Genomic DNA, 12,125 nt, shown 5'->3' on the forward strand with positions numbered 1-12,125 from the left:
GCGGAGGTTGGTCTAGGGAGCACTAGACGGTCTGGTGTGGCGCCACTGCGAGAGGCGCCGAAACAAGGATCAGAGCGTGTTGCCGGCGGTGGCGCTCACATTGTCGCCGGTCGCGTTGGCAGGCAGCGCGCCCAGATCGGCGCCGTTGCCGACCGACGCGAAGTTGCCGTCCGCGGGCAGCTCCTCGTTGAGCACCGTCTCATTCGCCAGCGTGTCGTTGGCGGCAATGTCATTGCTGGTCTTCGAACCGCAGGCGGCGAGCGCCAGCGCCAGGCTAATCCCGGTCACACCGGCGACGATCTTCTTCATCAACTCCGATCCCCTTCAGATAGGCGGCGCCTCGCGCCGTCTCCACCAATCTACACTTCTCCGATCGGAAAACAAGTGTGTGGAAGCGCAAGGTGACCCACCTTGGTGAATGGCACGATCGCGCACGTGCGCACCCGTCCTCGCCGACCGCGAGCGGCTTGCCCCCTCCTTGTAGGACGATTGAACTCAGGGAAGGAGGAACGTACCCTCGATCACGGTGACGCAATCACCGCGCAGGATCACGCGCTCACCGTCGAGCCGGCAGCCGACGCGCCCGCCGCGCGCGCTCGCCTGGAACGCGGTGAACGTATCCCGGCCGAAGCGCTCCGCCCAATAGGGCACCATCACAGCGTGCGCTGAGCCCGTCACCGGATCCTCGGGAATGTCGAAATAGTCGGTGAAGACACGACTGACCACCTCGGCGGTCTCGCCGTGCGCCGCGACGATGTGAACGAACGGGCCGAGCGCCTTGATCGCGCGCCCGTCCGGCGCGGCGGCACGCACCGCCGCCTCGTCCGCGACGATCACCAGTGCATAGCCCTTCTCGTGCCACAGAGTCTCGAGAGCCTCGACGCCGAGCGCCGCGACGATCTCGGGCAGCGCGCGCGGTTCCGGCTTCCACGCCGGCAACGCCATCGCGTAGCTGGCACTCACCCCGCCCTCCGCGCGCGCGACCTCGAGCACGCCTGCCTGCCGCGTGCGGAAGCGCACCGAGTGGCGATCACTGTCGGAGGAGAGCACGAAATGGCCGCTCGCCAGCGTGGCATGGCCGCACAGCGCCACCTCCGCCGCCGGGGTGAACCAGCGCAGCTCGAAGTCGCTGTCGCCGCTCGCGTCGGGCACGAGAAAGGCGGTCTCGCTGAGGTTGTTCTCCTCGGCGATCTGCTGGAGCAGCCCGTCATCTGGCCAGCTCGTCAGCGGCATCACCGCCGCCGGATTACCCGCGAAGGCGGCGTCGGCGAACGCGTCGATCTGGGCGAAGGGGATGCGCATCAATAGCCTACTCGCTTGCCGAACCAGTGCGGCGTGACATCGGCCTCGACCAGCGGGTTGTCGGTGTCGACGTGGCCTTCGGGATCGAGGTGGATCAGCGTCTCCACCCGCGGGAAGGTCTGACGAAGCGCCACTTCCACGCGCTCGACGATGTCATGCGCGTCGCGCACCGTGAGGCTGGGATCGACCTCCATGTGAAATTGCGCGAAGTCGTGGCTGCCGGCGCGGCGCGTGCGGAAATCGTGGATGCCGCGGATGCCGGGCTGACGCGCGGCCACCTCCATGAAGGCGGCGCGCTGCTCCTCGGACCATTCCTTGTCCATCAGCATGTCGATCGCCTGGCTCGACGCCTGGAACGCGCCCCAGGCGAGCCACAGCGCGATGGCGATGCCGAACACCGGGTCTGCACCCGAGAGGCCGACATATTGGTCCAGCACCAAGGCCGCGATCACCGCCACGTTGAGCAGCACGTCCGACTGGTAATGGACGTTGTCGGCCAGGATGGCGACCGATCCGGTCTGCCGGATCACGCTGCGCTGATAGGCGAGCAGCGCGAAGGTGGCGAGGATGGCGAGCACCGAGACGCCGATGCCCAGCCCGGCGTCCTCGTTGGAAGCGGGCGCGGAGAAGCGCTGGATCGCGCGCACCGCGATGCCGATCGCCGAGGCGGTGATCAGCACGACCTGGAACAAGGCGGCGAGCGCCTCGGCCTTGCCGTGGCCGAACCGATGGTCGTGGTCGGCCGGCTCGGCCGCGAGCTTGACGCCGTACAGCGTGACGAGGCTGGCGAGCAGGTCGAGCCCGGTATCGGCCAAGCTGCCCAGCATCGCGACCGAGCCAGTGTGCCAGGCGGCATAGCCCTTCACCAGCAGCAGCGACGCGGCCATCGCCACGCTGGCGAGCGCGGCGCGCATCGCCAGGGGAATGGCGCGGCGGCGTTCCTCGTTGGTCATGGGAAGAGCAATCCTTCGTTCCACGTCTCGCCCGCACGCGTGAACAGCCGGCGCTCGTGCAGCCGGTGCGCGCGATCCTGCCAGAACTCCATCTCTTCGGCGGCGACGCGATAGCCGCCCCAGAACGGCGGGCGTGGCACGTCCTGGCCGTGGAAGCGCGCGCGCATCTCCTCGACGCGGGTCTCGAACGTCGCGCGCGAGTCGAGCGGGCGCGACTGGTCCGAGGCCCAGGCGCCGATCCGCGAATCGCGCCCGCGCGAGGCGAAATAGGCGTCGCTCTCGGCGTCGCTGACGCGGGTCACCGTGCCGGTGACGCGCACCTGGCGACGCAGCGACTTCCAGTGGAAGAGCAAGGAGGCCTGGGCGTTGGCGCCGAGCTCCTCGGCCTTGCGGCTGCCGCGGTTGGTGTAGAACACGAAGCCGTCGAGGCCGTGCCCCTTCAGCAGCACCATGCGCACCGACGGACGCCCATCGGCATCCGCGGTGGCCAGCGCCATCGCGTTGGGATCATTGAGTTCGCTCTGTTCCGCCTCGGTGAGCCAGCGGTCGAAGAGCGCGATCGGATCGTCGGCCATGCCGCGCATCTAGGCGAAAAAGGCCGCGATTTCCACGCCCGATCGGGTGCAGCGCGGCACCAGGGAACCCGTCTGTCCGCAAATGATTGAATCGCCTCCGGAACAAGGGAAGCGACATGGCGGCGCGGGCATATTGGCAGGGACAGATCCGGCTCGCGCTGGTGTCGATCCCGGTGGAGATCTACTCGGCGACCAAGTCGGGTGCTCAGGTCAGTTTCCACCAGATCCACGAACCCTCGGGCAAGCGAATCAAATATGAGAAGGTGGTGCCGGGCATGGGCCCGGTCGACACCGACGAGATCGTGAAGGGCTACGAGGTCGAGAAGGGCGAGTATGTCCTCCTAGAGCAGGACGAGATCGACGCGGTCAAGCTTGAGTCGAAGAAGACGCTGGAGCTCACGCAGTTCGTCGACGCCAGCGAGATCGACGTGCTCTATTACGAGAAGCCCTATTTCGTCGTCCCCGCCGACGACCTCGCCGAGGAGGCCTTCATCGTGCTGCGCGAGGCGCTACGGCGGACGAAGAAGGTCGGGCTTGGCCAACTGGCGATGCGCGGGCGCGAATATGTCGTCAGCCTGAAGCCGTGCGGGCGCGGTCTGGTGCTGGAGACGCTGCGCTACGCCGACGAAGTCAACAAGGCGCAGGGCTATTTCCGCGACATCCCCGACCAGAAGCCGGACGCCGAGTTGCTCGACCTCGCCGAGGCGCTGATCGAGAAGAAGAGCGGCGCGTTCGACCCGCAGGAGTTCCACGACCGCTACGTCGACGCGCTGCGCGGGCTGATCGAGCGCAAGCGCAAGGCGCACGGCCGCAAGATCATCGAGGACACGGACTCGGGCGACGCTCGCTCGGCGTCGAACGTGGTCGACCTGATGGCGGCGCTCAAGAAGTCGATGGAAGGCTCGCGCGGCGCGGCCAACGAGAATGCGGGCGCGAGCAAGGCCGCGGCCAAACCGGCGGCGAAGCGCGCGCCCGCCAAGAAGCCGGCGGCGCGCAAGCCGGCGGCGAAGAAGAGCGCGTGAGTGTCGCTCCACTCCTCCGTCATCCCGGACTTGGTCCGGGATCCACTTGTCCGCGAAAGCAACGCCTTCTTAGCATGCGGCACGGTGGATCCCGGACCGAGCCCGGGATGACGGTGGTTGGGGGGAGCACGACGCGCGGCAACGCGGAGAGGGTCGCGTGACGAGCAAGAAGAAGGAAGGCAGCCCAGCTCAGTCCGCCCTCCCCGCTCCCACCGACCCGCTCGCGCGGTACAATGCCAAGCGCGACTTCAGCCGCACCGCCGAGCCCGCGGGCACGCTAGCGCCGGGCAACGGCAACAGCTTCATGGTACAGAAGCATGACGCTACCCGACTGCACTGGGACTTCCGGCTCGAGATCGACGGCGTGCTCAAGAGCTGGGCGGTGACGCGCGGCCCCAGCCTCGATCCCGACGAGAAGAGGCTCGCGGTGCGCACCGAGGACCATCCGCTCTCCTACGCCACCTTTGAGGGAACGATCCCCAAGGGCGAATATGGCGGCGGAACGGTGATGCTGTGGGATCGCGGCACCTGGTCGCCGATCGCGGGCAAGAGCGCGCGCGACCTCGACAAGGGCCATCTTCACTTCGTGCTCGACGGCGAGCGGATGACAGGCGAGTGGCTGCTCATCCGGCTGCGTCCGCGCGGCAAGGAGAAGAACGAGAATTGGCTGCTGCGCAAGATCGACGACGCTCACGCCGGCGGCACCGACGCGCTGGTCGAGACCGCGCTGACCAGTGTCGCCACCGGCCGCACGATGCAGGAGATCGCCGAGGCCGCGCCGCCGCACGAGGAGGCCGCCGCGACGAAAGCGGGGCCCGGCAAGGCCAAGCCCGCCCGACGCGGGCGAAAGGCCGCCCTGCCCGCCTATGAGCCGCCGCAGCTCTGCACGTTGGTCGACTCGGTGCCGAGCGGCAACGACTGGATCCACGAGGTGAAATATGACGGCTATCGCGCTTTGGTCGCGGTCGCCGACGGGCAGGCCAGGGTCTACACGCGCAATGGGCTCGACTGGACCGACAAGTTCGCGGGCATCGCCGCGGCGGCGGGCGCGCTCCCGGTCGGCAGCGCGCTGATCGACGGCGAGATCGTCGCCTTCAAGGACGGCCGCCCCGATTTCTCGACGCTCAAGGACGCGATCAGCGGAAAGGGCGCGATGACGCTCTTCGCCTTCGACCTGCTCGAGCAGGACGGTGAGGACCTGCGCGGGCTCGCCAACGTCCAGCGCAAGGAGCGGCTGCGCGCCTTAGTCGGCGCGGGTGAGACGCGGCTTCAGTTCGCCGAGCACGTCGTCGGCGCGGGCGAACAATTGCTCGAGACGATGTGCCGCGAGGGGTTCGAGGGCGTCGTGTCAAAGAAGGCCGATGCCCCCTATCGCGGCCGGCGCACCCAGGCGTGGCTCAAGGTGAAATGCACGCGTCGGCAGGAGTTCGTCGTCGTCGGCTGGACGCCGTCGGACAAGCGCCGCGGTTTCCGCTCGCTGCTGCTCGGCGTCAACGAGGGCGGCGCGCTGCGCTACGCCGGCAAGGTCGGCACGGGCTTCTCGGGCGCGCTGATCGAGGAGCTGACCGCCAAACTGGAGAAACTCGAGCGTCAGACGCCGACCGTCGCGGCGCCGCGCACGGCGGTGCGCGGCGCGCGCTGGGTCAGCCCCAAGCTCGTCGCCGAGATCGCCTTCACCGAGACCACGCCTGAGGGCGTGCTGCGCCATTCCAGCTTCCTCGGCCTGCGCGGCGACAAGAAGGCCGCGGAAGTGGTGGTGGAGCGGCCCGCGCCGACGCCCAAGTCCGCCGCGACACCGACGACGTCGATCAAGGTTTCGAGCCGCGACCGCGTGATCTTCCCCGAGAGCGAGGTGACCAAGGGCGATCTCGCCGATCACTATCTCGCCGTCGCCGGGATCATGCTGCCCTGGGTCGGCCATCGCCCGGTCAGCCTGGTGCGCTGCCCGCAGGGTCGCGCCAAGCACTGCTTCTTCCAGAAGCACGACGCGGGCTCGTTCGGCGACACCGTGCATCAGGTGCCGATCCGCGAGAAGGACGGCTCGACCGAAGACTACCTCTACGTCGACTCGGCCGACGGGCTCGTTGCCTGCGTCCAGATGGGAACGATCGAGTTCCACGGCTGGGGCTCGACCGTTGCGGCGTTGGAGCGCCCCGACCGCATGGTGTTCGACCTAGACCCCGACGAGGACCTCGATTTCGCCGACACCAAGCGCGCCGCCGAGCACCTCAAGGAGCAGCTCGCCGAGCTCGGCCTGACGAGCTTCGCGCTGCTGTCGGGCGGCAAGGGCGTCCATGTCGTGGTGCCGCTGACGCCCGCGGCCGAATGGCCGGCGGTGCGCGACTTCGCCGAGCGGTTCGCGCGCGCGCTGGCGCAGGCCGAGCCCGAACGATTCGTCGCTAACATGAGCAAGGCCAAGCGCAAGGGCCGGATCTTCATCGACTATCTGCGCAATCAGCGCGGCGCGACGGCGATCATGCCCTATGCCGCGCGGGCGCGTGCCGGCGCCCCGGTCGCCGCGCCGGTGTCCTGGACCGAGCTGCGCGACCTCGACACCGCTGCGCGCTGGCACGTCGGCGACGCGGCCGAGCTGATCGCGCGCGCCAACGGCCGCTCGCTCAAGGGATGGGGCGTGGCGGATCAGGTGCTGCCCGAGGTGTGACGGGGCGGGCGAGCCTGTTCCGCGCTCCCAGATCCTCCCCGGCACGGGGAGGATCTGAGATCACAGCGAGCCCGCACGGTCGAATCCCATCATAAAGGTAACATGTACCGGTCGCTCCTACTCCCCCTCGCCGCCGCCACCGCTCCCGCCGCCGCCGCGACGCTCCCGCCCTCCTGGGTCGGCACCGTGCAGGGCCGGCTCGCCGCGGACGCCGCGCTCCACGACCTGAGCGACCGGCTCGCCGCCAGCGACAGCGCCACGCTGGTGCTCGACGGCTGGTGCGCCGAGCATCAGATGGCGGCCGATCCCACGATCAAGGCGGAACGCGTCCGCGGCGACGAGCGCTCGGCCCCGGCCGAGATCCGCGCCCTGCTCAAGGTCTCCGAGACGGAGCGGCTCGGCTACCGCCACGTCCGGCTGCGCTGCGGCGCGCACGTCCTGTCGGACGCGGACAATTGGTACGTCCCGGCGCGGCTGACGCCCGATATCAACCGCCAGCTCGACACCGGCGACACGCCGTTCGGTCGCGCCGCGCAGCCGCTTCACTTTCGCCGCGACACGCTGTCGAGCCGGCATCTCTGGTCGCCGCTGCCGCGCCGCTGGGAAACACTGGCGTCGTGGCGCTGGCCGCATCGCGCCGAGATCGACGTGGCCGACTCCGTGATCGAGAATCGCGCGCTGCTGCTCCTCCCCGACGGCGCGCCGATCAGCGCGGTGGTCGAGCGCTATACCGGCGCGGTGCTAGCTTACCCCGCACCGCCCGTCGCGCGCTGAAACATCGCGCCGCGGCTTTGCACTGCACCGCGGCATCGCCTAGGGTTCGCTCCTGCCCGCGCACGGAGGACCGAGTGGCGACCCAGCCTGCCCTGTTCGATGCCGGGACCAACGCCCGCCGCTGGCTCGACGATTACGCCGGCGGCGCGGACGACGCGATGCGCGCGGGCGACGCCGCCGCCTCGCTGGCCATGCTGGAGGAACTCGCCGCGGTCGCTGGCGACGATCTCGGCCACGCGCGCGAGCGGGTGCAGCGCCACGCCGCCGACATCGGCACCGGCTTCCGCATCATCGGCGAGGACAGCGAGCGCCCCTGGCCGGTCAGCCCGATCCCGCTGCTGATCGAGGCGGAGGAATGGACGCGGATCGAGCAGGGCGTGGCCCAGCGCGCCGACCTGCTCGAGCTGATCCTCCAGGACCTGTACGGCGCGGCGACCCTGGTGGAGCGCGGCCTCGTGCCGGCCACGCTGGTCACCGGCAGTCCCTTCTTCCTTCGCCCTCTGATTGGGCTGACGCCCCCGGGCGGGCACCACCTGCGCTTCGTCGCGGTGGATCTGGGGCGCGGGCCATCGGGCGAGTGGCGCGTGCTCGGCGACCAGCTGCGCGCGCCGGTGGGCGCGGGCTATGCGCTGGAGAACCGGCTCGCGGTCAGCCGCACGCTGGGCGGACTGCAGGGGCGACTCAACGTCCGTCGACACGCCCCCTTCTTCGCCGCCTTCCGCGACGGGCTCGCCGCCGCGTGCCGCCGCAGCGACCCGCGCATCGGCCTGCTCACGCCTGGCCGCTACAATCCCAGCTATCCCGAGCAGGCGCATCTCGCGCGCTACCTCGGGCTGCTGCTGGTCGAGGGCGACGATCTCGCGGCGCTCGAGGACCGGCTCTACGTCCGCACCATCGGCGGGCTCAAGCGGGTCGACGCATTGTGGCGGCGGCTCGATCCGCGGCTGCTCGACCCTCTCGCCTTCGACTCGCACTCGCGCATCGGCGTGCCGGGGCTGATCGACGCCTGGGGTGCGGGCAATGTCGTGCTCGCCAACGCGCCCGGGGCGGGGGTGCTGGAGAGCGGCGCTTTCGGTGCCTTCCTGCCCCAGCTCGCCACGCGGCTGACCGGCGCCGACCTGATCCTGCCCAACATCGCTACCTGGTGGTGCGGTCAGGACCGCGAGGCGCGGCACGTCGCCGCCGAGCTGTCCTCCCTGCTGCTCTCCTCCGCCTTCGGCGCGCGCACGCTCGGCTTGCCCGGCGAGGGTCCCGTGGCGGGCGCCGACCTCTCGGAGGCGCAGCGCGTCGCGCTGCTGGAGGCGATGGCGGCGCGGCCGCAGGACTATGTCGGGCAGGAGATCGTCCGCCTCTCGACCATGCCCGTGGTGATCGCCGATCGGATGGAACCGCGCCCGTTCACGCTGCGCGTCTTCGCCGCGCGCGACCGCGACGGGCGCTGGCAGGTCATGCCCGGGGGCTTCGCGCGGATCGGCGCGCACACCGACCCCCGCGCCGCGGTGATGGGCGAGGGCAGCTGGTCGGCCGACGTCTGCGTCCACGGCCGCGACCCGGTCGCACCGGTGTCGCTGCTGCCAGCGGTGGACACGCTCCACGTCCGCCGCAACCCCGGCACATTGCCGAGCCGGGTGGCGGACAATTTCTTCTGGCTCGGCCGCTATCTCGAGCGCGGCGAGGCGATGCTCGCGGTGATCCGCGTGATGCTCGGCAATTCGATCGACGCCGACGCCGGCGCCGCGCTCGGCACTGCCACGGTCGCCAAACTGGTCAACGAGCTGGTCGGTGCGGGCGCCGCGCCCGCGCCGGCATCCCTGCGCCGCGCCGACCTCACCCAGTTCGCGCGCACCGCGATGGAGGCGCGCGCCGACGGCTGGCAGTCGGTCGCCGCGATCAACGCGCACGCGCAGCGGATCGCCGGCGGCTCGCGCGACCGGCTCTCCGCCGACATGATCCGGCTGCTCGACGCGCCCTTCCCCAGCCACCGCGGGCTGCTCGACCGGGCCGGCTCGCTCCAGCGCCGCTACGCCGCGATCGCGGGGCTCTCGGCCGAGCATATGGGGCGGACCGCGGCGTGGCGCTTCCACGACCTCGGCCGGCGCATCGAGCGCGCGCAGGCGATCGCGCGCGCCGCGCGGGTGTTCGGCGCGGTGGGCGCCTCGCTCGACGATCTCTCGACGCTGCTCGACCTCGGCGACAGCCAGATCAGCTACCGCCAGCGCTATCTCACCGGGATCGCGCGCGTGCCCGTGCTCGACCTGGTGGTGCTCGACCCCGGCAACCCGCGCGCACTGATGTTCCAGGTGGAGGCGATCCGCGACCATCTCGCGCGGCTGCCGGTGCTGGAGGACGACGGCATGGCCGAGGCACAGCAGATCGAGGCGACCGAGCTCTACGCCATGGTCGCGCCCGAGCAGGCAGCGACGCTGACCGGCGAGCTGCTGCTCGCGGTCGAGCAACGACTCGGGCGGCTGTCCGAGGCGGTCGCGCGGCGCTACTTCCTGCAGGGCGCCGAGCCGCTGCGCGCGGGCGGGCTGACGCTGGCATGAGCGACCTGCTCGCTCCCCCACCGCTCGCCGCCGCCGGACATATCATGCGCTACGACATCGTCCACGTGACCCGCTTCGACTATGGCAATGCGGTCAAGTTCGCGCGCTGCAACCTGCGGCTGCGTCCGATCGACTGGCCGGGGCAGCGGGTCGAGTCCTACGCGCTGACGGTCGCTCCCGCCGGGCGCGTCCAGCCCGCGCGCGCCGAGGCCGGGCTGGCGCATGTCGCGCGGCTGGTGATCGAGGAGCCCGTGCGCTCGCTGACGATCGAGAGCCGCGCGCGCGTGACGATCGAGCGGGACGTGCCCGTGCCCCAGAGCGACGACCCGTCGCTCGCGGAGGTCGCGGGGCTGGCACGCGCTTCGAGCGACCTCTCGGCGGCGGGACCGGCGGCCTATCTCTTCCCGTCGCCGCTGATCCCGCTCGATCCCGCGATCGCCGATTACTGCCGTGCCGATCTCGCTCCCGAGCGCAACGCGCTGGAGGCGGGGATCGAGTTGGCGCGGCGGATCCAGCGCGACTTCGTCTTCGACGCGACCGCCACCTTGGTCGACACGCCGCCGCACGAGGCCTTTCGCCAGCGCCGCGGTGTATGCCAGGATTTCGCGCAGGTGATGATCGCGGGACTGCGCGCCGCCGGCCTGCCCGCGGCCTATGCCTCCGGCTACATCCGCACGCTGCCGCCGCCCGGACAGGAGCGGCTGGTCGGCGCCGACGCCACCCACGCCTGGGTGCTGCTGTGGTGCGGCCCCGCGCGCGGCTGGATCGGGCTCGATCCTACGAACGGCATCTGGATGGCGAGCGACCATGTCGTCGTCGCGATCGGTCGCGATTATGCCGAGATCGCACCGGTCGACGGCGTGGTGCTCGGCTCGGGCGCGCAGGCGATGGAAGTCAGCGTCGACGTCGCGCCGCTGGCGAACTGAGCCTCGGGCTCAGCCGCGCCGCGCGATCGTGCCGATCGCATGCGCCGCCGCGCGGCGCGCGCTGTCCGCCAGCTTGATCTCGCCCTGGGAGACCCGCAGCCACAGACGCCCCAGCGCGGCGAAGCCGAGCGTTCCCGCGATGCCGGCGACGCGATGGGCCATGTCCGCCAGGGCCGCCGGATCACGCTCGTCGCGCACCGTCGCCAGCATCGCACCGAAGCGCTCGACCAGCGAGGTCACTTCGGCGATGCCGAAGCTCGCCTCCAGGCGAGCGAGCGTCTCCAAGGTGGCGTCGCGATGCCAATCAGCGAGCGCGTCCGCGAGCGCGTCGACCGATGCTCCGGTCGCGACCGCGCCGTCGTAGCCGAGCACGCGCCAGTCCTTTCGCTTGATCCAGTCGTCGGGCGCGAGCGCGAGCACCGGGAGAGAAGGCGCGTCGGCGAGCGCGCGAAGGCACGCGGGCGGCGATGTGTCGCGCGTGATCGCGACCAAGGCGGCGTCGACTTGCCTGCCGGAGGGCACCGGATCGGAAGCACAGTCCCACACCTGCCACCCGGCGATACTCGTTGTCAGCACATGTGGCCCGACGAGCATCAACTGATGTTTCTTCATGGTGCGCATCAAAGTTCCACCGATTTGGTCAAGAAACCGCTCGACAGGGCGGCTCTGCCACGAAACCTTCTTATCGGAGAAAAGATAAGTAAGTCGGTATGATAGCGGAGCAGGAACAGAGATTAGGCGGCCGCGCCCTCGTCGCCGACGATCACCCGCTGACGCGCGAGGGTCTGTCACTCGCGGCGCGCGCGGCGCTGCCGGGCGTCTCGGTCGTCGCGGTGGGCACCGTGAACGAGGCGAGCGAGGCCGCCGCGCGCGGGCCGTTCCGCATGATCCTGCTCGACTTCCACCTTCCCGACACGAACGGCTTCTCCGGCCTGCTCACCCTGCAGATGCACGCGCCGCGCACTCCCGTCGTGCTCGTCACCGCCAGCGAGGAGCCCTCACTGGTCGAGGCGGCGCGCGCGCTCGGCGCCGCCGGCTACCTGTTCAAGAGCCTGCCGCTCGACGCCTTGGCCGAGCGGCTGCGCCGAATCGACTCCGGCCAGACCGCCTTCCCGCCGATCAGCGGCGTCGCAACCCAGCTCGGCGACCTGCGCGCCCGGATCGAGACGCTCTCGCCGGCGCAGCGCGGCGTGCTGATCGCGCTCGCCGACGGGCGCTCGAACAAGCAGCTCGCGCGCGACCTCGACGTTACCGAGGCGACGATCAAGGCGCACATGACCGCAATCTTCCGGAAATTGGGCGTGACCAACCGCGCGCAGGCGATGTTGGCGGTACAGCCGCTGCTCGGCGCCGCGCCGCGATGAG

11 protein-coding genes are annotated in these 12,125 nt (G+C 70.5%); 6 read left to right on the top strand and 5 right to left on the bottom strand.

Annotated elements, in window-relative coordinates; genetic code table 11:
• Nucleotides 1-69: 69 nt before the first annotated feature.
• The 4 genes from K7957_RS17795 to pdxH form a co-directional block, all read right to left on the bottom strand.
• A complete protein-coding gene (locus K7957_RS17795; protein ID WP_223013828.1) occupies nt 70-309 on the bottom strand; it encodes a hypothetical protein in 240 nt (79 codons plus the stop codon).
• Nucleotides 310-495: 186 nt separating this feature from the next.
• The gene (locus K7957_RS17800) at nt 496-1,302 is read right to left on the bottom strand and encodes a PhzF family phenazine biosynthesis protein (RefSeq protein ID WP_223013830.1); all 807 of its coding nucleotides are present in this window, start codon (nt 1,300-1,302) and stop codon (nt 496-498) included.
• Nucleotides 1,302-2,255 carry a cation diffusion facilitator family transporter gene (locus K7957_RS17805; RefSeq protein WP_223013832.1) on the bottom strand — a complete coding sequence of 318 codons (954 nt, stop codon included), beginning with the start codon at nt 2,253-2,255 and terminating at the stop codon, nt 1,302-1,304. The genes K7957_RS17800 and K7957_RS17805 overlap by 1 nt, the downstream gene beginning before the upstream one ends.
• Nucleotides 2,252-2,830: a pyridoxamine 5'-phosphate oxidase gene (gene pdxH / locus K7957_RS17810; RefSeq protein WP_223013835.1), complete on the bottom strand. Its 579-nt coding sequence runs from the start codon at nt 2,828-2,830 to the stop codon at nt 2,252-2,254. The genes K7957_RS17805 and pdxH overlap by 4 nt, the downstream gene beginning before the upstream one ends.
• Before the next feature lie 116 nt (nt 2,831-2,946).
• Between pdxH and ku the strand changes: the two genes are divergently transcribed.
• The 5 genes from ku to K7957_RS17835 all read left to right on the top strand — a co-directional run bounded on the left by ku (nt 2,947) and on the right by K7957_RS17835 (nt 10,760).
• The gene (gene ku, locus K7957_RS17815) at nt 2,947-3,852 is read left to right on the top strand and encodes a non-homologous end joining protein Ku (protein WP_223013837.1); all 906 of its coding nucleotides are present in this window, start codon (nt 2,947-2,949) and stop codon (nt 3,850-3,852) included.
• Between the two features lie 157 nt (nt 3,853-4,009).
• Nucleotides 4,010-6,514 (top strand): DNA ligase D, encoded by a 2,505-nt coding sequence (ligD, locus tag K7957_RS17820; RefSeq protein ID WP_223013839.1) that lies wholly within the window; start codon nt 4,010-4,012, stop codon nt 6,512-6,514.
• A gap of 102 nt (nt 6,515-6,616) precedes the next feature.
• Complete coding sequence (locus K7957_RS17825) at nt 6,617-7,288, top strand: hypothetical protein (protein ID WP_223013841.1); 672 nt, start codon at nt 6,617-6,619, stop codon at nt 7,286-7,288.
• A gap of 74 nt (nt 7,289-7,362) precedes the next feature.
• Nucleotides 7,363-9,834 carry a circularly permuted type 2 ATP-grasp protein gene (locus K7957_RS17830; RefSeq protein ID WP_343228455.1) on the top strand — a complete coding sequence of 824 codons (2,472 nt, stop codon included), beginning with the start codon at nt 7,363-7,365 and terminating at the stop codon, nt 9,832-9,834.
• 44 nt (nt 9,835-9,878) lie between these two features.
• On the top strand, nt 9,879-10,760 hold the full coding sequence (locus K7957_RS17835; protein ID WP_223013973.1) for a transglutaminase family protein: 882 nt from the start codon (nt 9,879-9,881) through the stop codon (nt 10,758-10,760).
• A 9-nt stretch (nt 10,761-10,769) separates the two neighbouring features.
• Here the strand turns inward: K7957_RS17835 and K7957_RS17840 are convergent, their stop codons facing one another.
• The gene (locus tag K7957_RS17840) at nt 10,770-11,372 is read right to left on the bottom strand and encodes a hypothetical protein (protein ID WP_223013843.1); all 603 of its coding nucleotides are present in this window, start codon (nt 11,370-11,372) and stop codon (nt 10,770-10,772) included.
• A 98-nt stretch (nt 11,373-11,470) separates the two neighbouring features.
• Here K7957_RS17840 and K7957_RS17845 point away from each other — a divergent pair, with 98 nt between their 5' ends.
• Nucleotides 11,471-12,124: a response regulator gene (locus K7957_RS17845; protein WP_223013845.1), complete on the top strand. Its 654-nt coding sequence runs from the start codon at nt 11,471-11,473 to the stop codon at nt 12,122-12,124.
• Nucleotide 12,125: the final 1 nt, after the last annotated feature.

The sequence above is a fragment of the Sphingomonas yunnanensis genome, from assembly GCF_019898765.1.
Taxonomy (GTDB): Bacteria; Pseudomonadota; Alphaproteobacteria; order Sphingomonadales; family Sphingomonadaceae; genus Sphingomonas; species Sphingomonas yunnanensis.

Excerpts from the sequence above, each read along its gene's own strand:
- K7957_RS17795 (WP_223013828.1), bottom strand. The coding sequence starts at position 309 with ATGAAGAAGATCGTCGCCGGTGTGACCGGGATTAGCCTGGCGCTGGCG.
- K7957_RS17800 (WP_223013830.1), bottom strand. The coding sequence starts at position 1,302 with ATGCGCATCCCCTTCGCCCAGATCGACGCGTTCGCCGACGCCGCCTTC.
- K7957_RS17805 (WP_223013832.1), bottom strand. The coding sequence starts at position 2,255 with ATGACCAACGAGGAACGCCGCCGCGCCATTCCCCTGGCGATGCGCGCC.
- pdxH (WP_223013835.1), bottom strand. The coding sequence starts at position 2,830 with ATGGCCGACGATCCGATCGCGCTCTTCGACCGCTGGCTCACCGAGGCG.
- ku (WP_223013837.1), top strand. The coding sequence starts at position 2,947 with ATGGCGGCGCGGGCATATTGGCAGGGACAGATCCGGCTCGCGCTGGTG.
- K7957_RS17825 (WP_223013841.1), top strand. The coding sequence starts at position 6,617 with ATGTACCGGTCGCTCCTACTCCCCCTCGCCGCCGCCACCGCTCCCGCC.
- K7957_RS17835 (WP_223013973.1), top strand. The coding sequence starts at position 9,879 with ATGCGCTACGACATCGTCCACGTGACCCGCTTCGACTATGGCAATGCG.
- K7957_RS17840 (WP_223013843.1), bottom strand. The coding sequence starts at position 11,372 with ATGAAGAAACATCAGTTGATGCTCGTCGGGCCACATGTGCTGACAACG.
- K7957_RS17845 (WP_223013845.1), top strand. The coding sequence starts at position 11,471 with ATGATAGCGGAGCAGGAACAGAGATTAGGCGGCCGCGCCCTCGTCGCC.